Raw genomic sequence first — 20,263 nt, 5'->3', positions numbered from 1 at the left:
AAATCCTCTAGCGCCGTGCCTGCGGCCGCGCGCCGCCCTGGGCCTTGATCGCACGCAACACCTTCTCGGGCGTGATCGGCAGATCGTCGATGCGGACGCCGACGGCGTTGAAGATCGCATTCGCAACGGCCGGCAGAACAGGGTTGGCGCACATCTCGCCGGGGCCCTTGGCCCCGAACGGCCCGTCAGGGGCAGGGCGTTCCAGCACCGCGATATCGTGCGGGCAGATGTCGCCGGGGCCGGGCATCAGATATTCGACGAAGTCGCGCGGTCCGTGCACGGGATCGGGATAATACGGCTCTGGTGTCTCGTAGAGCGCGTGGCTGACGCCCATCCAGGCGCCGCCGACCAGCTGCTGCTCGACCAGCCGCGGGTTGAGGGCACGGCCGAGCTCATAGGCAGAGTCCATGCGGACCATCGCGACCTCGCCGGTCTCGTCGTCGACCTCGACCTCGGCGACGAGACAGGCATGGGCGTAACAGGTTGCCGGCGACATCTCGCCGGTCTCCGGATCGACGTTGGAGAGGGGAACGAGAAAGATGCCGCGGCCCGAGATGGTTTTGCCCTGCTTGAACTGCGCGGCAATCGCGACATCCTTGGTCGAGATCGAACGGTGTGGCGCGCCCCTGACGTGGATATTGCCGCGGCCGTCGGTTTCGAGATCGGCGGCGTTGACCTCGAGCTCCTCGGCCGCCGCTTCCATCATCACGCCGCGCGCTTCGCGGGCAGCGGCCATCACGGCGTTGCCGACGCGGTGGGTGCCGCGCGAGGCAAACGAGCCCATGCAGTGCGGACCGGTGTCGGAGTCCGCCGTGTCGACATAGACGTCCTCGACCGGGACGCCCAGCGTCTCCGCGCAGATCTGCCGCGTCACCGATTTCATACCCTGGCCAAGGTCGATCGACGACAGCGCAACCGTGAATTTGCCGCTCGGGTTGGAATGCACCAGCGCCTGGCTGGGATCGCCGCCGAGATTCATGCCGATGGGATAGTTGATCGACGCCATGCCGCGTCCGCGGTGCCTGGTCATCTCAGCGCCTCCTGGTCCCGAACACGGAGGAGAACCGCGTCGCGCCGTGGGACGGCCCGGCCGGGCGCGGCGGAGCAGGCGGCGGCGCGGGTGGGGGCGGATCGCGCGGCGGTTCACGGGTGACGGTGGGCGGAAGACGGTCATAACTCGTGCGCTGCTGGGCCGGCGCGGCTGCCCTCGTGCGCGAGGAGTCTGTCGGCGTCGGCGGGATGGCCGCTCGGCTGCCGCCGCCGTCCTTGCGCGAGGAGGCCCGCTTGAACTCTTCGCGGATCGGCCATTTGGCCTTTTCGGCCGCAACCTGGACGCATTCGATCAGCGCGGTGTTCTTGGCCTCGCGCCGGTGTGCCTTCATGTCGCCATCGCGATAGGCGTTGAGGATGCGAAACTCCATCGGGTCCATGCCGACGAGATTGGCCAGCTTGTCCATCTGGCACTCGATCGCAAAATCCATCGCCGTGACGCCGAAACCACGCATGGCGGTCGCAGGCGTGCGATTGGTGAAGACGCAATAGACGTCGCCATAGACGTTCGGGATGGTGTAGGGACCCGGCAGATGTGCGGCGCACTTCACCGCGGCATAGCTCGACAGCCGCGTATAGGCGCCGCTGTCGAAATAGGCGTGGATCTTGCGGGCGACGATGCGGCCATCGCGCATCACGCCGTCCTTGATGTAGATGCGTTCGGCGCCGCGCGGCGGCCCATACTGCATCTCCTCCTCGCGCCCGAACACGTAGCGCACGGGGCGTCCCGTCAGCATCGCGCCGAGGATGGCGAGCGGCTCGGTCAGCGTATCCACCTTGCCGCCGAAACCGCCGCCGACGGTGCCGCCGATGAAGTGGAACGTGTTGGAGGGCACGTCCAAAATCTTGGCGCAGGTGTCGACCGAAAAGAACAGCGCCTGAGTCGAGGTGTAGACGACGTAGCGGCCGTTGGTGTCGGGCGCTGCAATGGCCCCGTTGGTCTCGGTCGGCGCATGCTCGATCGGCGACATCTGGTAGCGTTGTTCCAGGACGTGATCGGCGCTCGCGAGCGCGGCATCGGCGTCGCCGAAGCGCAGGCGCTGGTGATCGTAGACGTCGTGATAGACGAAGGCGTTCTTCGGATAGGTCTCGTTGACCACGGGCGCGCCGGGCTTCAGCGCGTCTTCGACGTCGAATACGGCCGGGAGCGGCTCGTAGTCGACCTTGACCTTCGCGATGGCCTCGAACGCTTCGCGCTCACTGTCGGCGACGATGGCGAGGATCGGCTCGCCCTTGTAGCGGACCTTGTCGACCGCCAGCGACGGCTCGTCGTCCTTGCCGAAATTGATCAGGCTGAGCAGCGTGTTGAGATTGACCGGCACGTCGGTGCCGCGGATGATCCGGCGCACGCCGGCCGAACGCTCTGCGTCCGTGGTATCGATGCGGCGGATCCTTGCATGCGCCTGTGTCGAGCGCACGACCTTCAGATGCAGCATGCCTTGCAGCTTGTGGTCGTTGAAGTAGCTCGAGGTACCCGTGACATGGCCGAGCATGTCCTGGCGCTGGGTGCCCTTGCCAATTTCCTTTAAGTTGTCGTCGCGCTCGTCGGCGAAGATGTCCTTGCGCAGTTCCAGCATGGTTGACCTCAGGCGCTGACCCGGCCGCTCGCTGCGGCCAGGATGGCATTGATGATCGGCTCGTAGCCGGTGCAGCGGCAGATGTTGCCGGAGATCGCCTCAATGACCTCGTCGCGGGTCGGAGCAGGGTTGCGGTCGAGCAGCGCCTTGGCGGCCATCAGCATGCCCGGCGTGCAATAGCCGCACTGGGCCGCAAAATTGTCGGCGAAGGCCCGCTGCAGCGGGTGCAGGTTCGGGCCTTGCTTCATGCCGTCGAGCGTCTCGATGGACCGGCCGGCGACAGTCTCCGCCAATGTCAGGCAGGAGAGGTGGAGTTCGCCGTCAACAAGCACACTGCAGGCGCCGCAGCCGCCCTGGCCGCAGCCGAATTTCGGTGTCATGTCGCCGATCAGTTCGCGCAGCGCGACCAGCAGATTGGTGCCGCCGTCGACGAAGATCGCGACGTCGCGGCCATTGTGTCGAAACTGCAGGGGTGTCGTCGGCATGGGCTCTATTCCTGTCCCGACAGCAGGCGCCGCAGATGGACGCCGACGATCTCGCGACGATACCAGGCGCTGCCGAGCGCGTTGTCGGATGGCGATGTTCCCTCGGTCACCGCGGATGCGGCGGCCGTAATGGTCGCGGCGTCCAGCGAGCGGCCCTCCAGCGTGCGCTCGGCGGCGCGAGCGCGGATCTGTGTCGGCGCCATCGATCCCAGCGCGATCCGGGCGCCGGCAATCCGTCCGCCGCTGATCGGTAGATGCGCGGCAAGGGTGATCACAGAACCGCCCTTCGGCTTGATCCGCGCGATCTTGCGATAGCGGAACGCCTCGCTGTTTGCCGGCCGGGTGCAGGATACCGACAGCACCAATGTTCCGGCCTGACGCTCGCGCGCCTGCAAGAACTCCTCAATCGGGATGTCGCGTGAACCAAAGCCGCCGGCGACGGCGACGGTGGCGTCGAGCGCCAACAGCGCCACGGTGAAATCGCCATAGGGACTGGGCGCGAAGAGGTTGCCGCCGACCGTGCCCATGTTGCGGACAGCGGGACCGCCGATCGAACGGGCCGGGGCATGCAGGAAGCCGAGGTCCCGTTCGGCGAGGACGCGTGCGAAGGTCACGCCGGCGCCGAGCGTGATGCGAGGCCCCGATGCATCGATCCGGGTCAGCGCCTGGTCGCTCGCACGAACGACCGTCGAGATCGCGACATCACCCTCGTTCAGCGCCCGCATCACCAGCGTGCCGCCGCCGAGATAGCGCGCGCTGCGGTCCGAGGACAGCGCCCCGGCCGCCTCGCTGGCGCTTGCAAATGTCTTGACTGTTACGGCCATGATTATGCGGCCTCCTTCAGATGTCGACGGATCGCCTCGAACCCGGCCTGGTAAATGTCTTCGGCGACCATATGCGTGATGCGGTCGCGATCTTCCGGCTTGGTGGTGAAGCGGGATTCCCAGTGCCAGAAGGTGCGGTCGCCGTCGGTGACCGGCAGCAGCCGGACATGGGCGACATAGTTGAACATCGGAACCGGCGTATCGAGCAGGCAATAGCTGAACGACTGTTCCAGGTCGGACAGCGCCAGCAGTTGCTCGCGCAGCTCCGCACCGTCCTTCAGTCTGAACCGCCTGACACAGCCGATCTTGTCGGAAGATTGCGCACGCTCGATCGAGGAGGTCGCAACAGCCGGATGCCAGCGATCGTGCCCGTTGAAGTCGCGCAGCACGGTCCACACCGCGTCGGTCGGTGCGTCCAGGATCGTGCTCTTGACGATATGCGGCACCGCTAGCCTCCAAACACACGCTTCAGGGCGTCGAAACCACCCTGGAACACGCCGCCGCCGATATTGTTCACGAGCTCGGTCTCCCGCTCCGGCGCGCAGTCGAATTCGGCGGTCCACTCCACAAATGTCTGGTCGCCGTCGGTGACGGGGGTCAGCCGCAGGGTTGCGACGTAGTTCTCGACACCCATCGGGGATTCCAGGATCGAGTAGGTGCAGAACATGTCGTAGTCGGAGAGGCCCAAAAGCTTCTCGCGGATGCGGTCGCCGTTGCGCAGGCGGAAATCCCTAACGCAGCCGATCTTGTCCGAGGGCTCGCCGCCCTCGATGCGGCTTTCGGCGATCGCCGGATGCCAGTTCGGCAAGCCGTTGAAATCGCGCACCCGCGCCCAGACGCGGTCGTTGCGGGCATTGACGACGGTTGAGACATAGACGCGGGCCATGGCGCGACCTCAGCTCTTCTTTCTCGGTCCGCGTTCGGTCGGAGGTTCGCCACCCTCGGCCGCAGGCGGAGAGGCCGCCGGCTTGTCGCCGCCACCTCCGCCTCCGCCACCCTTGCGGGCGGACTCCTTGATTCCCTGCATGTCGCGCGCTTCGCGGATCAGGCCCGGCATCTTGGCGAGGCTGCCGCCTTCGACGCCGATATCGGCCAGGATCGAGTCGATCAGCGGCGCCTGGACGCGATAGCGCAGGGCGGAGTCGATGACCTCGTCGGTGGCGCTGCGGCCGCCATTGCCGCCATGGCCGTTGCCGTTGAGGCCGTCGACCTGGAGGATGCGGATGCCCTCGATCTTCTCCATCGGCTTGACGCTCTCGCGCACGATGCCCTCGATGCGGTCGAGCAGTTTTCGGCGGAACAGCGAGTAGCGGGCCTGGTCGGTCAGCACGTTCTCGGCCTCGTTCAGCATTCTCTGCGCCTCGGCCTCGACGGCGGCGCGCACGCGCTCGGCCTCGGCAGCGATGCGGGTCTCCTCGGCCTGTTTCTCGGCGATCAGGATTTCCACCGTCTTGCGCCGCTTGGCGATCTCGCTCTCGCGCGCGGTGATGACGCGCTCGGTCGCTTCGGTGGCGCGCATCCGCGCTTCCTCGGCCGACGCCTTGGCGGCGGACTCTTCCAGGGATTTCGTGTGGATCGCGATGGCCTTTTCCATCAGGACGGTCTCGACCTCCTTCTCGCGGTTGACTTCGAGCTTGCGCAGCTCGCGCTCGCGGCCGATGCGGGCCTCATCCAGGCCGCGGTCGGAGGCGATGCGGGCGCGCTCGACCTCCTCGCGAGAGGCGATCTCGGCCTCCTGCAGCGATTGGACGCGGGCGACCTCGAGCTGCTCGATGGCACGCCGCCGCTCGATGCGGGCGGCTTCCAGCGCCTGCTCGCGCGAGACGTCGGTGGTCTCGACCTCCTTGCGGGCAACGATCTCGGCCTGCCGGACCTGGCGGTCGGCATCGATCCGTTCGGACTTCTTGGTGGACAGCGCGATGACGCGGTCCTCGTCGGCGATCTCGATCGCCTTCTTCTGCTCGATGTTGAGCACCTCGCGCTTCTTGGAGGAGTTGATCCGCTCGGCCTCCAGCGCCAGATCGACCGTGATGCGCTGGCGCTCGATGGCGTCGCGCCGCTTCAGCTCGGCCGCCTCCAGCACGCCGGTGCGCTCGATTTCGAGCGAGCGGGTGTCGCGCTCGGCCTGGATACGCTCGGCCGCGACCGCCTTCTCCTGGGCGATGCGGGCCGCTTCGATCGCCTCGCGGGAGGCGATGTCGGCTTCCTCGACGGCACGGTTGCGGGCGATCTCCAGCGAGCGCACGCGCTCCTCCTGGGCGATCCGGCTGGCCTCCGTGGTCTCGCGCGCGACGATGCCGGCGACGTCGAGCGCCTGGTTGCGCTCGATCTCCAGCTGCCGGGTGTTCTGCTCGGCGGCGATACGCTCGGCGGCGAGCGTTCGCTCGCGGGCGATGCGGGCGGCCTCGACCGCGCGCTGGGCCTCGATCTCGGCCTCCTGGATGGTACGGACCTGCTGGATCTCCAGCGCGCGGGTGCGCTCGTCGGAGGAGATGCGCTCGACATTGACGATCAGCGTCTGGGCGATACGGGCCTTCTCGGTCGCCTCGCGGGCGGCGATCTCGGCCTCGTCCACGGCGCGGGTGCGCTCGATCTCGCGGCGCCTGGTTTCCTCCTCGTTGGCGATGCGGGCGTCGGTGACGACGCGGTCCTGCTGGATCCTCGCTTTCTCGATCGCTTCGCGTGCGGCGATCTCGGCTTCCTCGACGGTGCGCATCCGCTCGATCTCGCGCTGGCGCACCTCGCGCTCGGAGGCGATGCGGGTCGTGTCGATCGAGCGCTGGTTGGCGATCCTCGTCTTCTCGATCTCCTCGCGCGCCAGCAGCTCCTTTTCCTCGATGGTGCGGGTCCGCTCGATCTCCTTCTGGCGGGTCTCGCGCTCGGAGGCGATGCGGGCCTCGGCGATGGCCTGGTCATTAGCGATACGGGCGCGCTCGATGGTCTCGCGTGCGGAAATCTGTGCCTGTTCGGCCTCGGTTTCGCGCAGCGCCCGTTCGCGGGCGACTTCCGTACGCTGGAGCGCGCGGCGCATCTCGATGTCGCGCTCCTGCTCCAGGCGCGCGGTCTCGCTCTCGCGCTCGATCTCCAGCGCCTGGCGCTCGGCCTCCAGATTGCGGGTGCGGATCTTGATCATCGAGTCCTGCTCGATGTCGTTGCGCAGCTTCCGCTTGGCCTCGATATCCTGCATCAGCTGGGTCAGGCCTTCGGCGTCGAACCGGTTCGAGGGGTTGAAGAATTCGAGGTCGGTCTGGTCGAGATCGGTAATCGCGACCGATTCCAGTTCGAGACCGTTCTGGGCGAGGGCCTCAGTCGCATTGGCCTTGAGGCGGGCGACATACTCGCCGCGCTGCTCGTGCATCTGCTCCAGCGTCATCTCGGAAGCAACCGAGCGGATCGCCGAGATGAACTTGCCGGCCAGGAGAGCGTGGAGCTGCTCGGGCTCCATGGTACGGCGGCCGAGGGTGGCGGCTGCAATCGACACGGCCTCGCGGGTCGCCTGCACGCGGACATAGAAGTCGGCCTCGATGTCGACGCGCATGCGGTCGCGGGTGATCACGGCATCCTGCTTGGAACGCACGATGCCCATCGGCAGCACGTTCATGTTGACCGGCGTGTAATCGTGGATGAACGGCATCACGAAGGCGCCGCCATTGATCACCACGCGTTCGCCGAGAAAACCGGTGCGGACGAACGAGGTCTCCTTGGAAGAGCGGTGATAGAGCCAGTTCACGATGTAGACGCCGACGACGATCACGACGATCGCGACGATCAGCCAGAGGATCAATTCACCGACCAGCATCCCTGACATCTTTCCCTCCTTCGAACCCTCACGGCGTTATCGCGCGCCGATCGCCTTGAATTGACGTACCTGTTCCGTCAGCGCCCGCTCCACGGGAAGGCGTTCCATCGAGGACGCTCCGTAGAAGCCGTGGCAATGGCGGGTGTTCTTCATGATGAAATCGGCGTCGGCGGGATCCGCGATCGGGCCGCCATGCGCCAGCACCAGAATGTCAGGATTGACGCTGAGCGCAGCCGACGCCCAGGTGTCGATCCGCGCCGGACAGTCCTTCAGCTTCGGTGCCGTCTGCGCGCCGATCGAGCCGCCGGTCGTCAGCCCCATGTGGCAGACGACGATGTCGGCGCCGGCGATCGCCATCGCAGCGGCCTCCTTCTCGCTGAACACATAGGGCGTCGTCAGCATGTCCTTGTCGTGCGCCTTGGCGATCATGTCGATCTCGAGCGCATAGGACATGCCGGTCTCTTCGAGATTGGCGCGGAAGGTGCCGTCGATCAGGCCGACGGTCGGAAAGTTCTGGACGCCGGCGAAACCGAGCGCCTTCAGCTGGTCGAGGAAGACGTCCATGTCGCGGAACGGATCGGTGCCGTTGACGCCCGCGAGCACCGGCGTCCTCGTGACCACGGGGAGCACTTCGCCGGCCATTTCCAGCACGATGGCATTGGCATCGCCGTACGCCATGAGACCTGCGAGCGAGCCGCGGCCGGCCATGCGATAGCGGCCGGAATTGTAGATCACGATGAGATCGACGCCGCCGGCCTCCTCGCATTTGGCCGATAGCCCGGTGCCGGCGCCGCCGCCGACGATCGGCTCGCCGCGCTTCGCCATCTCGCGGAATTTCTTCAGCAGTGCTGCGCGTTCAAACCTGGCCATCGGTCACCTCGCTAGTCTCCGCCGCGCGCCGGGTCGCCCGAACAGGGTTCGGAACGCACCGACGATGGCGGCGGCGAAGTCGGGATCGTTGATGTTCTTCGGCGTGCGAATGAGCTGGCGATGACCGGTCTGCCGCACGGTCCGCTCCAGCGCGCGGAACAGCGCGGCGTCCGCATCGGGATCCCAGAACGGCTGGCCGCGGGCATCGAGCGCGGAGACGCCGCCCTCGGGCAGGAAGAAGCGCACGGGTCCGTCCATCTGGTTGAGCCGTTCGCCGATCCAGCGGCCGATGCGCTCGTTCTCCTCCACGGTCGTCCGCATCAACGTCACCTGCGGATTGTGGACGTGGAATTTGCGGCCGCGGTAGCGCTCGGGAATGGTGTCGGGCGCGCCGAAATTGACCATGTCGAGTGCGCCCACCGAGCCGATATAGGGGACGCGCGTGCGGATGATCGCGCCGAGGCGGTCATCGGTTGCGGGAAAAACGCCGCCCATCAGGAGATCGCAGACCTCCGTCGTGGTGAGGTCGATGACGCCTGCGAGCTGGCCGGACTCGACGAGTTTCTCCATGGAGCGGCCGCCGACGCCGGTGGCATGGAAGACCAGGCATTCGAAATCCTCGCGCAAATCGGTGGCGATCTTCTGCACTGCCGGCGTCGTCACGCCGAACATGGTGATGCCGACTGAAGGCAGGGCGGCAGCTGGGCGGGCCGCGCGCTGATCGAGCCTGGCCTTGACCATGCCGGCCAGCGCATTGGCGCCGTTGGCCAGCACCGCGCGCGAGATCGAGTTAAGCCCCTGCACGTCGGTGACGGAGTACATCATGGTGATGTCGGCGGGACCGACATAGGGCCCGACGTCGCCGGACGCGACGGAGGAGACGATCAGCTTGGGCACGCCGATGGGAAGCGTGCGCATGCCGGGGGCAACCAGCGAGGCCGCGCCCGAGCCGCCCGCCGAGATCACGCCGGCGACATTGCCCTGGCGCCGCAGCCAGCTGGCAAACGCATCGGCCATCGCCGTCACGGCCGCGCCGCGGTCGGGGCCGAATACGGCGGAGCCGCCGCGGCCGTGGTTCAGCGCGATCTCCTGCGCCGAGACATCGCAGCTGGAATGCCTGCCGCTGGTGGAGACGTCGACCAGCCGCGTGTGCAGGCCGGCTTCGGCGATGATGTCGCGGATGAAGCGCAGCTCCAGACCTTTGGTGTCGAGCGTGCCGACCACCAGCACGACGGGCGGACCGGCGGTCTGCGCCGCCACCGGTTCACGCTTGCGCCGGGCGGCGTCGTCGAGTCGCGCGACTTGCGTCGAGAGCGTGCGCGCTGCCGCCTCGATGCGGGCGATCGGCACCGGTTGCGACCACCGCGTCGGGAGTACCGGATTGGAGATGTAGATTCTGACGGGTCCGTCGCGGCGCGGCGCCGGGGCCGGCTTCGATTCGGCCGCGGGCGCGGATATATCGATATCGTCTTCGAGTTCGGCGTGAAGCCCGACCCCGAGCAGGCGCTGCTGCAAGTTGCGGTCGGCGGCGAGCCGTGCGGAGTCGATGATGCGGTTGATGCGGCCGTTGACCATGATCGCGACGTTGCGCGAGACCGCGGTGGCGACGCCGATATTCTGCTCGATCACGAGCACGGACATGTCGCCGTCCTCCCCGAGCCGCAGCAGCATCTCCTCGACCTGCGCCACGATGACTGGAGCGAGGCCTTCGGTCGGCTCATCCATGATGAGCAGTTGGGGATTGGTGAGAAGCGCCCGCGCGATCGCCAGCATCTGCTGCTCGCCGCCGGAGAGCTGGCCGCCGCCGTGGTCCTTGCGCTCGGCAAGGCGCGGGAAGGTGTCGTAAATGCGCTCGACGGTCCAGGCGCCGGACCGCAGCCCGCCGGCCAGCCGCAGATGCTCATCGACGCTGAGCGAGCGCCACAGGCGGCGTCCCTGTGGGACATAGCCGACGCCAAGCCGGGCGATCTGGGCGGAAGGCCGCCGCGTGACGTTCTCGCCGCGGACACGGATCGAGCCGCCGCTCACGGCGACCAGCCCCATGATCGCCTTGCACAGCGTGGTCTTGCCCATGCCGTTGCGGCCGACGACGGAGAACACGCCGCTCTCGAGCGTGAGGTCGACGCCTTGCAGCGCGTGGGAGTGACCGTAATAGACGTCGAGCCCGCGGACCTCGAGCGCGGCGGCGGAGCGGCGGGCCTCATTCATGGCCGCCTCCGAGATAAAGCTCCTGCACTTCCGGATCCGACTGGATCTCCTGCGGCACGCCTTCCTTGAAGACACGGCCGTTGTGCATCATCGTGACGCTCTCGACGACGCGCAGCGCCACGTCCATGTCGTGCTCGATGATGATGTAGCCGATATGCGCCGGCAGGGAGGTCAGGATCTCGATCAGCTCGGCGCGCTCCGTCGGCGACAGGCCCGCGGCCGGCTCGTCGAACAGGACGAAGCGCGGCGCGCCGGCGAGCGCCAGCGCGATCTCGAGCTGGCGCTGCTGGCCGTGCGCGAGTTCGGCCACGCGCTGGTCCTTCACGGCGGACAGATGCACGGCCTGGACGAGGTTGTCGGCCGCATGCATCAGGGCATCGTTTTGCCCCGGGCGGAGGAACGAGAAGCGCCCGCGCGAGACGCCGCGGCAGGCAAGATAGACATTGTCCTGCACTGTGAGGCCGGGGAACAGCGCCGAGATCTGGTAGGTCCGGCGCAGCCCGCGGCGGATGCGCTCATAGGGCGGGAAATGCGTGACGTCTTCGCCGAAGAAGCGGATGGTGCCGGAGGAGGGCGCGAAATCTCCGGTGATGCAGTTGAACAGCGTGGTCTTGCCGGCGCCGTTGGAGCCGAGCACGGCGCGGCGCTCGCCGGGGCGCACGGTGATGGTGACGTCGGTCAGCGCCGCGAGGGCGCCGAACAGCCTCGTCACGCCGCGCAGTTCCAGCGCGGCGCCGGCGCCGACGGCCGAGAGGCGTTGCGCGACGCTATCCATGGCCGCGTCCTTCGCCTTGGCGACCGTCTCGGGAACGCTGTCCCTGGCGCCAGCGCTGCCAAAGGCCGATGACGCCGTCCGAGGACCAGAACACGATGGCGAGGAAGCCGAGCCCGATCAGCAGGCGGAAACGGTTGCCGTCGAGGCCGAGCCGGACCAGGAAGTCGAGCGCAAAAGTGCGCAGCAGCACGAAGATCAGCGCACCGATGAAGGGGCCGATCGGGCGCGTGATGCCGCCGACGACGGCGATGATCAGCACGTCGATGCAGGCCCCGACGCTGACCGAACCCGGCGAGATCTGGCGATAGTTCCAGACCTGGAGCACGCCGGCGAGCGCAGCGATGAAGGAGGCGAAAGCATAGGCGGCGACGCGGTGTGCATTGACGTTGAAGCCCAGCGCGGCCATGCGGCGGGGATTGTCGCGCACGCCTTGAAGAGCGAGGCCGAAAGGGGCCCGCGACAGATATTCGACGGCGAAGTAGCAGAGCGCGGCAACCGCGAGCACGACGTAATAGAAAGGAATGTCGGCGCGCCAGTTCACGCCCCAGAAGTGCGGCGTAGCCACGGTGTTGATGCCGGTATGGCCGTTGAAGATCGCCCAGTTCTGATTGGTGAAATAGTAGAAGGCAGCTCCAATCGCGAGCGTGATCATGATGGTGTAGATGCCCTCGGTGCGTACCGCGAGCGCGCCGCCGAGCGTGCCGAAGGCGGTCGCCAGCGCCAGCGCCATGGGGACCGCGAGCCACCATGGCCAGCCCAGGCTGATATTGGCGTTGCCGCTGACGCCGAACACGGCGACCATGTAGGCCGAGAAGCCGGCGATGGTGAGCTGCATCAGGCTGACCATGCCGCCATAGCCGGCGAGGAACATCAGGCTGAGTGCCATGATGCCGAGGATCAGCGTGGTCGCGAAGATCTCGATCAGGAAGAAACCGTTGGCGACCAGCGGCATCACCACGAGGATGGCCGCGACGATCCAGGCGGCGGGGTTGTTGATCTCCGGCCATGTCCGCACGGGGCGCTGCGCGACAGCGGCGGGACGAACGGCAAGGCGGGCATCGTGCGTGAGCGACATGTCAGCGCCTCGCCAGCAGGCCTTGCGGCCGGATCGCCAGCACCAGCACCATGATCAGGAAGGTCACGACGATGGCATAGGTCGGGATGTAGACCGAGCCGAGCTGCTCGGCGAGGCCGATGATCAGCGCGCCGAGCGCGGCGCCGGGGATCGAGCCCATCCCGCCCACGATCACGACGACGAGGGAGGCGAGCAGGAAGCGGATGTCCTCGCCGGGCGACAGCGACTGGAAGGTGCCGCCGACGACGCCGGCGATGCCCGCAAGTCCAGCGCCGAATGCGAACACGCCGACGAAGACGAGCTGGATCCGCACGCCGGTCGCGGCGAGGATATCGCGGTCGTCGACGCCGGCGCGGATGATCATGCCGATGCGGGTGCGGTTGAGCGCGAGCCACATCGCCACGCCGATGACCACGGAGGCCGCGAAGATCACCAGCCGTACCATGGGATATCTGAGATAGACCGGCTCGCCCGAGGATTTCACCGCCGTGATCAGCGGCAGCTCCACGGGGCCGATCAGCCAGTTCGGGGTCTGGACCTGGTAGAAATCGCCGCCGCAGGCCCACAGCATGAGGTCGGCGAACACGATCGAGAGCCCGATCGTCACCATGGTCTGCCTGAGGTCCTGTCCCTCCATCCGGCGGAACACGATCAGCTGGAGCAGGACGCCCACCAGCGCGGTCAGGACGAAGGCGACGATGAAGCTGAGGAGCCAGGAGCCGGTCGCTGTGCTGATGGCATAGCCGACATAGCCGCCGAACAGATAGAGCGAGCCGTGCGCGAGATTGACGTTGCGCATCAAGCCGAAGATCAGCGTGAAGCCGCTGGCGACGAGGAAATAGAGTCCCCCCAGCGTGATGCCGTTGAAGACGGCGTTGAGGAAGACGCGCTTGCGGCCGATGGCTTCTTCGAGGCCCGGCGGCCAGACCGCGAAGATCAGCCAGAGCGCGACGGCAATGGCAATGATGGCGATCAGCGCCCAGGCCGGATGGCGTTCGACAAAGCGGCTCATATGCGTAGCCTGCTCTTCACCTCTGCCCGCAAGCGGGAGGAGGTGGCAGGCCGACCGTCACCGGCTGCTAGCCTCACCATGAACGCACGCTCCCGTCGACTGCGACCCTCTATCGGGATCGCTTTGCCCGCATCCTAGCCCGGCTGCGAGGGTGACGTTTGATCGTGAGTATCTTTTCGTGGCCGGTGCTCAGGCGCGCAAAATCTTGGCCGCGCGACGATAATCGGTCGGGGCCATCCCCACATTCGCGGCGAAGAAGCGGGTGAAACCGCTCTGCGAGGAGAAGCCGAGATCGAAGCCGATATCGGCGATCGGGGTCTCGCTTGCCACCAGCGCTTCGAGCGCCTGTTCCATGATCAGCGTGTTGAGATAGAGATTCGGCGTCACGCCGGTCTGGACGCGGAACAGCCGGTAGAAGTGCGGGCGCGACAGGCCGGATTCCCGTGCGATGGTGTCGAGCTCGATCTCGGCGCCGGGACTTTCCGACATCATCTTGATGCATTTGCGCACGCGAAAATCGGTGACGGAGCCGTTTGCGCGTGGATCGCGCGCGATCTCGGCCTGCTGCCAGCTTTCGTCGTAACAGATATCGATCAGTCTCCGCAGCTCGGAATCGAGGCTGGAGAGCGAGGGGGCGCCGCACACGAGCGCGGCGGTCCGCCTGATGTGCTTGTCGAGTGCCGGCGTGCGCTTGAACTGGGTGCGGCCGAACCGCAGCCGGTGGGTGCCCGATGCATCGGGCGCAAACCATTCGGCATTGACGTAGAGCACGAAGAAGATCGCGCCGCCGTCCAGATCGGCAGGCAGAAAATTGTGCGGCTCCCAGGGATTGACCGCGACGACGGACGTCTCGGTGAGATCGTAGTGCCCCTCGGAGACGTCGATGCATGCGGGCATGCCGCCGACATGGAAGATCAGATGACCTTCACGATGGGCGTGGATATTGAAAGGGCGGTTCAACTGATAAACCGTCGCCCGACCGAACCGGCCGTGGAAGACGGCGAGCGCACGGCTCATGCCTTCCCCTCCCGAATGTTCTTGTCTTTTCGCTCAGCGTTCAACAATGCCGACGAGATTGCAAGAGCGGAGAGCGACCGCGTCAGCAAGTCGCTCCCCGGTTGCGTGTTTGCTGCCGCGATGCGTCAGTACTTCTTACATTCCGGTACGGTGCGGCTCGGCAGCCCGATCTTCGAGAACACCGCGGGATCGTATCCGAGGGTCTGGTTCACGTTCGGGATCACCTTCACGACCTTGCTGAACAGCGCGCCCTTGCCGTCGTCGACGACCTCGGTGACGAAGTTGGTTCCGATCGCCTGGCGGTTGGAGTCGAGCTTGATCTTGCCGTTCGGCGCATCGAGCTCGGTCTTCGCCAGCGCTTCCCTGAATTTCCCCTGGTTGTTGGAGAGGTCGCCGTTGACCTGGCGCAGGGCGAGGATCAGCGCCATGGTTGAATCATAGTAGTTGGTGGCGAGCAGCGACGGGCTCGGGAAGCGCTTGTTGGGTGGGAAGGCGTCCTGATAGGCCTTCACGAATTTCTGCCAGCCCGGATCCTCCCAGGTGTCAGCCTGGCCGCTCGCTGCGATGGTGCCGACCAGGGCGTTCTTGGCGTTGCCCTTGGACGACAGGATGGTCTGGTCGATCATGATGGAACCGCCCATCAGATGCGCCTTGCCGCCCGCCTGCTGATACTGGTTGAGGAAGTTGACGGCGTCGGCGCCGCCGAGGCCGAGATAGATCGCATCAACGTCGTCGGGCAGCGCGGCGATCACCGAGGCGAAATCCTTGGTGCCGAGCGGCACCCATTGCCGGTTGGTGACCTGTCCGCCGGCGCCGCAGAATTCGAGCACGAGGCCGAACACCTGGGTGTAGATGAACGAATAGTCCTCGCCGACGGTTGCGATCTTGCGATACTTCTTCTCCTCATAGGCGTATTTGCCGAGGCCGACCTGCCACTGCGCGCCGTCCATGTTGTAGCGGAAGAAGTTCGGGGCAGGATCGACATAGGTGGTTTCCTGCGCGCCCGAGGCTGCATTGATGAAGGTCAGCTCCGGATGGGTTTTTGCGAAGTTCTTCACCGCAATGCCCTCGTCGCCGGAGAGCGGCGAGAGCAGGATCTGCACCTTGTCCTGCTCGATCAGCTTGCGCACCGCGCGCACTGCCGAATCCGGCGTCGCGTCGGTCGAGGCGACGATGAATTCGAGCTCCTTGTCGCCGATCTTCTTGCCGAGCACGTTGAGCGCCGTCTGGTGGCCGCGCATGCCGTCCTCGCCGAGAACGGTGTAGGTGCCTTCGAGCGTCGCGGTCACGCCCACCTTGATCTTTTCCTGGGCGATCGCGGCGCTTGAAAGAAACAGGCTGCTCAGCGCGAGCAGTCCGATACTGCATTTCGACATTGTGCTCCTCCCTGTGACGTCGATTGTTGCCGCGCCAAAACTGGCGCGACGCCGCTGGCTCTCGAACGGGCCGCAGCTTTGCAGGGAAGCTAGCCGAAGTCGGATGCGGTGCACGCGTGGACGCCTCGTCCGGCTTGACGGGCAGTCTCATTTTTGAATGTTGCGGCGCAAGTGGTTTCGCGGTGCAGCAGGCGCAGGATCACATGTCACACCCAGCCGCCATCGACGATGTAATGTTGGGCCGTGCAGGCCGAGGCTTCGTCGGAGGCGAGAAAGACGGTGAACTTCGCGACCTCGTCGGGGACGAGCTTGCGCTTAAGGCATTGCCTCTGCATCAACTCGATCTCGCCCTGCGGCGTCATCCATTTCTCGAGCTGGCGCTCGGTCATGATCCAGCCCGGCGCGATTGCGTTCACGCGGATATTGTAGGGGCCGTAGTCGCGCGCCAGGGAACGCGTGAGGCCGATCACGCCCGATTTGCTGGCGGTGTAGGCGGCCATGCCGCCTTGTCCGGCGATCCATGACACGGAGCCGAAATTGACGATCGCGCCGGCATTCGCCGCCCTCATGTCGGGCAAGACGGCTTGCGCAGCGAAGAACTGGTGCTTCAGGTTCACCGCGATGCGGTCGTCCCAATATTCCGGCGTCATCTCCTCGGTCGGGTGCCGTTCGTCATGCGCGGCATTGTTGACGAGGATGTTGATCGCGCCGTGCGCCTCTCGCGCCTGTGCGATGCCGGCGCGCAGGGCCGCGATGTCGGTGAGGTCGACGCGCTGGAAATGTGCGCCGAACCCGTGATCCGACAATTCGCGTGCAAGGCGCTGGCCTTCGTCGGCCTTGATGTCGAAGAACACGACCTTGCTCTTCTGCTGCGCGAAGCGCCGCACGATCGCAGCACCAATTCCCGATGCGCCACCGGTGACGAGAACGACCTTGCCGGCGAGGTCAGAATAAAGGGCAGCCATGGACACCTCTCGACTTGCTTGCGGGCGGTGCGAAGCGCCGTCCGTTTTCGTCGCGAAGCTTAGTCATTTCCGGCGTGAGGGTCATAGATCAGAATTTCAGTTGCGTACCTCAAAAATTGAAGGCAGGATTGCAGCCAAAGAATAGAAGCCGGTTGGGAGGAATGTGATGAGGCTGCTCGGGAAGCTGGGACTCGCCGTTGCCGCATGCCTGCTCGGGGCCAATTGGGCCGCTGCCGACACCACTGTGAAATGGCTCCACATCGAGGCCAATCCGGCCCAGGTGAAGATCTGGGAGGAGGTCGCGCGCAGCTATGAGGCGTCGCATCCCGGCGTGAAGGTCGAGATGCAGTTCCTCGAGAACGAGGCCTACAAGGCCAAGTTGCCGACCATCCTGCAATCGAAAGATCGGCCGAACATCATCTACAGCTGGGCCGGCGGCGTCCTGAAGACGCAGATCGAGGCCGGCGTGCTCGACGACATCACCGATCAGGTGAAGGGCTATAGCGATAGCCTGACGCCGGCGGCACTCGCGGCCTTCACCAGCAATGGGAAGGTCTACGGCCTGCCGACAGCGCTGTCTCAGGTCGGCTTCCTCTGCAACAGGGAGCTGATGGCCAAGGCGAAGATCGATCCGGCCGCGATCAAGACCTGGGACGATCTGCTGTCCGCAGTGAAGACGCTGAAGGCGGCCGGCGTGACGCCGATCGTGGTCGGCGGTGCCGACAAATGGCCGCTGCATTTCTACTGGACGCATCTTGCAGTGCGCATCGGCGGCAAGGGGGCGTTCGACGCCGCGCTGCGCGGCGAGAACGGCGGCTTCGCCGGCGAGACCTTCCAGAAATCGGGCGAGCTGTTCAAGCAGCTCGTCGATCTCCAGCCGTTCCAGAACGGCTTCCTCGGCTTCAAGAATCCGCAGGCCGTCGGCTATTTCGGCGACGGCAAGGCGGCGATGACGCTTGCGATCAGCACGGTCTATCATCTGCAGCGCGCGCTCGCCGCCGACAAGGCCGGTCTCTCCGAGGACAAGATCTGCTGGTTCGACTTCCCGGTCGTGCCGGGCGGCAAGGGCGCGCCGACGGATACGCTCGGCGGCATCACCGGCTGGCTGATCACCAAGGGCTCGCCGAAGGAGGCTGTCGATTTCCTGAAATACTTCGTCTCCAAGGATGTGCAGACGCGCCTTGCCGCCGGCAATTTCATCATCCCGGTGGTGCAGGGGGCGGATGCCGGCTTCAACAATTCCTTCATGAAGCTGATCGCGGCCAATCTGGCGAAGTCGAACTATCACCAGAACTTCTATGACCAGAGCCTTGGGCCCTCGGTCGGCCGCGTCGTCAACGACGTCACCGCCGAGATCGCCGGCGGCAGCATGAACCCGCAGGATGCGGCGAAAGCGATTGAAGCGGCCTGGAAGCAGGGCAATTGACGGTGGCCCGGCGGATCGCGAGCTCGCCGGCGATCGATGTCGCGGAGACATCGTTCGCGCCGATCGCGGTCCGGGGCCCGCGGTGGGACGGGCGCTTCACGGTGCTGATCCTGTTCCTCCCGCCGGCACTGTTGTTGTTCACGCTGTTCGTGGTGGTGCCGATCGGCGAAGCCGCCTGGTACTCGGCCTTCAACTGGAACGGATTCGGCAAGCCGACCAACTGGATCGGCCTGGACAATTACCGTTTCGTGCTGGAAACGCGCGCATTCTGGCTCGCCTTGCGCAACAACGGCCTGATCATCGCAGTTTCGCTTGCGATCCAGCTGCCGCTCGCGCTCACCCTGGCGCTGATGCTCGCGGAACGCTTTCGTGGTGCGGTGGCGCTGCGCATGCTGTTCTTCATGCCCTATATCCTGGCCGAGATCGCGACCGGGCTGATCTTCTCGTTCGTCTATGACGGCGATTATGGCCTGGTCGCTTCGGTCTGGCGCACCTTCGGCGCCGAGCCGCCGCATCTGCTGGCCTCGACCGACACCGCGATGCTGGCGGTGCTGATCGTCGTCGTCTGGAAATATTTCGGCTTCCACATGATGCTGTTCATCGCGGCCCTGCAGAGCCTCGACAAGAGCCTGGTCGAAGCCGCCCGCATCGACGGTGCGACGCGGACGCAGACCCTGCGTCACGTCGTCGTCCCCTTGCTCTACCCGACCATCCGTCTCTCGGTGTTCTTCGCCATCATCGGCTCGCTGCAGCTATTCGACCTGGTGATGCCGTTGACGCGCGGAGGACCTGCGGATTCCTCCAACACGATGGTGAGCTTCCTCTACAACAACGGCATCTCCCGGATGCGGGTCGGCTATGGCAGCGCCATCGGCGTCATTCTGTTCATGATCTGCCTAACCTTTGCCTTCACCTACAAGCGATGGTTCATGCGCGATGAGTAGCACCGGGACCTCCCGCGCTCCGTTCGATCCGGCGGCCCTGTTCAAGGCGCTGTTCCTCGCGGCCGTCGCGGTCTTCGTGCTCGTGCCGCTGCTGGCGACCGTGCTCGGCGGCTTCAAATCGCTCGGGGAGTTGCGCGTCAACCCGTTCGGCCTGCCGCAGCGCTGGGAGTGGCAGAATTACGCGGACATCCTGCTCTCCGCGCGCTACTGGCAGCTGTTGCGCAACTCGCTGGTCATCTCGACGCTGGCGGTGACGTTGACCCTGATCGTGGCCTCGATGGCGGCGTTCGCCTTCGCTCATGTCAGGTTCTACGGCAGCTCGATGCTGCTCAGCTATTTGACGCTCGGCCTGCTGTTTCCTGCCGCGACCGCGGTGCTGCCGCTCTTCATCAAGGTGCGCGATCTCGGGCTGCTCGATACCTATTTTGGCGTTGCGCTGCCGCAAGTGGCCTTCAGCCTCGCGATGAGCGTGCTGCTGCTGCGGCGCTTCTTCAAGGACATTCCCTACGAGCTGCTCGAAGCGGCGCTGGTGGATGGCTGCAGCTACATCAAGTTCTTCCGCTACGTGACGTTGCCGCTGTCGCGGCCGATCCTGGCGACCGTCGGGACCATCACCTTCGTCAACAGCTGGAACGCCTATCTGTTGCCGCTGGTGATGCTCAACACCGATGCGCTCTATCCCTGGCCGCTCGGCATCATGGTGTATCAGGGCGAGTATTCGTCCGAATGGCATCTGATCCTGGCTTTCATCACGCTGACCATCCTGCCGACGATCATTCTCTTCCTTCTGGCTCAGAAGCATATCGTCGCCGGTCTTACCGCAGGCGCGGTCAAGGGATGAGCGGACCCTTACGGAGATC

The 20,263-nt window shown here is 65.6% G+C and carries 18 protein-coding genes; 3 read left to right on the top strand and 15 right to left on the bottom strand.

Annotated elements, in window-relative coordinates:
• Positions 1 to 7: 7 nt before the first annotated feature.
• From CO669_RS07085 to CO669_RS07015, 15 genes are all read right to left on the bottom strand, one after another.
• Positions 8 to 1,030, bottom strand: coding sequence for a xanthine dehydrogenase family protein molybdopterin-binding subunit (locus CO669_RS07085; protein ID WP_097659062.1), 1,023 nt, complete (start codon positions 1,028 to 1,030; stop codon positions 8 to 10).
• 1 nt (position 1,031) lies between these two features.
• Positions 1,032 to 2,627: a xanthine dehydrogenase family protein molybdopterin-binding subunit gene (locus CO669_RS07080; RefSeq protein ID WP_097659061.1), complete on the bottom strand. Its 1,596-nt coding sequence runs from the start codon at positions 2,625 to 2,627 to the stop codon at positions 1,032 to 1,034.
• 8 nt (positions 2,628 to 2,635) lie between these two features.
• A complete protein-coding gene (locus tag CO669_RS07075; RefSeq protein ID WP_097659060.1) occupies positions 2,636 to 3,112 on the bottom strand; it encodes a (2Fe-2S)-binding protein in 477 nt (158 codons plus the stop codon).
• Positions 3,113 to 3,117: 5 nt separating this feature from the next.
• The gene (locus tag CO669_RS07070) at positions 3,118 to 3,936 is read right to left on the bottom strand and encodes an FAD binding domain-containing protein (protein ID WP_097659059.1); all 819 of its coding nucleotides are present in this window, start codon (positions 3,934 to 3,936) and stop codon (positions 3,118 to 3,120) included.
• A gap of 2 nt (positions 3,937 to 3,938) precedes the next feature.
• Complete coding sequence (locus CO669_RS07065; protein WP_097659058.1) at positions 3,939 to 4,382, bottom strand: SRPBCC family protein; 444 nt, start codon at positions 4,380 to 4,382, stop codon at positions 3,939 to 3,941.
• 2 nt (positions 4,383 to 4,384) lie between these two features.
• Positions 4,385 to 4,822, bottom strand: coding sequence for an SRPBCC family protein (locus tag CO669_RS07060; protein ID WP_097659057.1), 438 nt, complete (start codon positions 4,820 to 4,822; stop codon positions 4,385 to 4,387).
• A 9-nt stretch (positions 4,823 to 4,831) separates the two neighbouring features.
• Complete coding sequence (locus CO669_RS07055; protein ID WP_097659056.1) at positions 4,832 to 7,744, bottom strand: flotillin family protein; 2,913 nt, start codon at positions 7,742 to 7,744, stop codon at positions 4,832 to 4,834.
• A 27-nt stretch (positions 7,745 to 7,771) separates the two neighbouring features.
• On the bottom strand, positions 7,772 to 8,605 hold the full coding sequence (locus tag CO669_RS07050; RefSeq protein WP_097659055.1) for a phosphoenolpyruvate hydrolase family protein: 834 nt from the start codon (positions 8,603 to 8,605) through the stop codon (positions 7,772 to 7,774).
• A 3-nt stretch (positions 8,606 to 8,608) separates the two neighbouring features.
• Entirely contained in the window at positions 8,609 to 10,813 is a 2,205-nt protein-coding gene (locus tag CO669_RS07045; protein WP_097659054.1) for an ABC transporter permease, read from the bottom strand.
• A complete protein-coding gene (locus CO669_RS07040; RefSeq protein WP_097659053.1) occupies positions 10,806 to 11,588 on the bottom strand; it encodes an ABC transporter ATP-binding protein in 783 nt (260 codons plus the stop codon). Before CO669_RS07040 ends, CO669_RS07045 begins: the two co-directional genes overlap by 8 nt.
• A complete protein-coding gene (locus tag CO669_RS07035; protein ID WP_097659052.1) occupies positions 11,581 to 12,663 on the bottom strand; it encodes a branched-chain amino acid ABC transporter permease in 1,083 nt (360 codons plus the stop codon). The genes CO669_RS07040 and CO669_RS07035 overlap by 8 nt, the downstream gene beginning before the upstream one ends.
• 1 nt (position 12,664) lies before the next feature.
• Positions 12,665 to 13,675, bottom strand: a complete 1,011-nt coding sequence (locus CO669_RS07030; protein ID WP_097659051.1) for a branched-chain amino acid ABC transporter permease — start codon at positions 13,673 to 13,675, stop codon at positions 12,665 to 12,667.
• Between the two features lie 189 nt (positions 13,676 to 13,864).
• Positions 13,865 to 14,692, bottom strand: a complete 828-nt coding sequence (locus tag CO669_RS07025; RefSeq protein ID WP_097659050.1) for a helix-turn-helix transcriptional regulator — start codon at positions 14,690 to 14,692, stop codon at positions 13,865 to 13,867.
• A gap of 125 nt (positions 14,693 to 14,817) precedes the next feature.
• The gene (locus CO669_RS07020; protein WP_097659049.1) at positions 14,818 to 16,068 is read right to left on the bottom strand and encodes an ABC transporter substrate-binding protein; all 1,251 of its coding nucleotides are present in this window, start codon (positions 16,066 to 16,068) and stop codon (positions 14,818 to 14,820) included.
• 206 nt (positions 16,069 to 16,274) lie between these two features.
• Positions 16,275 to 17,033: an SDR family NAD(P)-dependent oxidoreductase gene (locus CO669_RS07015; RefSeq protein WP_097659048.1), complete on the bottom strand. Its 759-nt coding sequence runs from the start codon at positions 17,031 to 17,033 to the stop codon at positions 16,275 to 16,277.
• Between the two features lie 166 nt (positions 17,034 to 17,199).
• On the opposite strand from CO669_RS07015, the gene CO669_RS07010 reads away from it, so the two are divergent.
• The 3 genes from CO669_RS07010 to CO669_RS07000 are packed head-to-tail and all read left to right on the top strand — an operon-like array spanning position 17,200 to position 20,244.
• Positions 17,200 to 18,459 (top strand): extracellular solute-binding protein, encoded by a 1,260-nt coding sequence (locus tag CO669_RS07010; RefSeq protein WP_097659047.1) that lies wholly within the window; start codon positions 17,200 to 17,202, stop codon positions 18,457 to 18,459.
• A gap of 2 nt (positions 18,460 to 18,461) precedes the next feature.
• Positions 18,462 to 19,403 (top strand): carbohydrate ABC transporter permease, encoded by a 942-nt coding sequence (locus tag CO669_RS07005; protein ID WP_097659046.1) that lies wholly within the window; start codon positions 18,462 to 18,464, stop codon positions 19,401 to 19,403.
• Complete coding sequence (locus tag CO669_RS07000; RefSeq protein ID WP_097659045.1) at positions 19,396 to 20,244, top strand: carbohydrate ABC transporter permease; 849 nt, start codon at positions 19,396 to 19,398, stop codon at positions 20,242 to 20,244. Before CO669_RS07005 ends, CO669_RS07000 begins: the two co-directional genes overlap by 8 nt.
• The last annotated feature ends 19 nt before the right edge of the window (positions 20,245 to 20,263 follow it).

Source organism: Bradyrhizobium sp. Y36 (genome assembly GCF_002531575.1).
Lineage (GTDB): Bacteria > Pseudomonadota > Alphaproteobacteria > Rhizobiales > Xanthobacteraceae > Bradyrhizobium.
Note: the sequence above shows the minus strand (reverse complement) of the source record. Positions and strands in the feature narration are given on the sequence as shown.

What these genes read in the sequence shown, in the direction of transcription:
- CO669_RS07085 (WP_097659062.1), bottom strand. Translation starts at nt 1,030, where the DNA reads ATGACCAGGCACCGCGGACGCGGCATGGCGTCGATCAACTATCCCATC.
- CO669_RS07080 (WP_097659061.1), bottom strand. Translation starts at nt 2,627, where the DNA reads ATGCTGGAACTGCGCAAGGACATCTTCGCCGACGAGCGCGACGACAAC.
- CO669_RS07075 (WP_097659060.1), bottom strand. Translation starts at nt 3,112, where the DNA reads ATGCCGACGACACCCCTGCAGTTTCGACACAATGGCCGCGACGTCGCG.
- CO669_RS07070 (WP_097659059.1), bottom strand. Translation starts at nt 3,936, where the DNA reads ATGGCCGTAACAGTCAAGACATTTGCAAGCGCCAGCGAGGCGGCCGGG.
- CO669_RS07060 (WP_097659057.1), bottom strand. Translation starts at nt 4,822, where the DNA reads ATGGCCCGCGTCTATGTCTCAACCGTCGTCAATGCCCGCAACGACCGC.
- CO669_RS07055 (WP_097659056.1), bottom strand. Translation starts at nt 7,744, where the DNA reads ATGTCAGGGATGCTGGTCGGTGAATTGATCCTCTGGCTGATCGTCGCG.
- CO669_RS07050 (WP_097659055.1), bottom strand. Translation starts at nt 8,605, where the DNA reads ATGGCCAGGTTTGAACGCGCAGCACTGCTGAAGAAATTCCGCGAGATG.
- CO669_RS07045 (WP_097659054.1), bottom strand. Translation starts at nt 10,813, where the DNA reads ATGAATGAGGCCCGCCGCTCCGCCGCCGCGCTCGAGGTCCGCGGGCTC.
- CO669_RS07040 (WP_097659053.1), bottom strand. Translation starts at nt 11,588, where the DNA reads ATGGATAGCGTCGCGCAACGCCTCTCGGCCGTCGGCGCCGGCGCCGCG.
- CO669_RS07035 (WP_097659052.1), bottom strand. Translation starts at nt 12,663, where the DNA reads ATGTCGCTCACGCACGATGCCCGCCTTGCCGTTCGTCCCGCCGCTGTC.
- CO669_RS07030 (WP_097659051.1), bottom strand. Translation starts at nt 13,675, where the DNA reads ATGAGCCGCTTTGTCGAACGCCATCCGGCCTGGGCGCTGATCGCCATC.
- CO669_RS07025 (WP_097659050.1), bottom strand. Translation starts at nt 14,692, where the DNA reads ATGAGCCGTGCGCTCGCCGTCTTCCACGGCCGGTTCGGTCGGGCGACG.
- CO669_RS07020 (WP_097659049.1), bottom strand. Translation starts at nt 16,068, where the DNA reads ATGTCGAAATGCAGTATCGGACTGCTCGCGCTGAGCAGCCTGTTTCTT.
- CO669_RS07015 (WP_097659048.1), bottom strand. Translation starts at nt 17,033, where the DNA reads ATGGCTGCCCTTTATTCTGACCTCGCCGGCAAGGTCGTTCTCGTCACC.
- CO669_RS07010 (WP_097659047.1), top strand. Translation starts at nt 17,200, where the DNA reads ATGAGGCTGCTCGGGAAGCTGGGACTCGCCGTTGCCGCATGCCTGCTC.
- CO669_RS07000 (WP_097659045.1), top strand. Translation starts at nt 19,396, where the DNA reads ATGAGTAGCACCGGGACCTCCCGCGCTCCGTTCGATCCGGCGGCCCTG.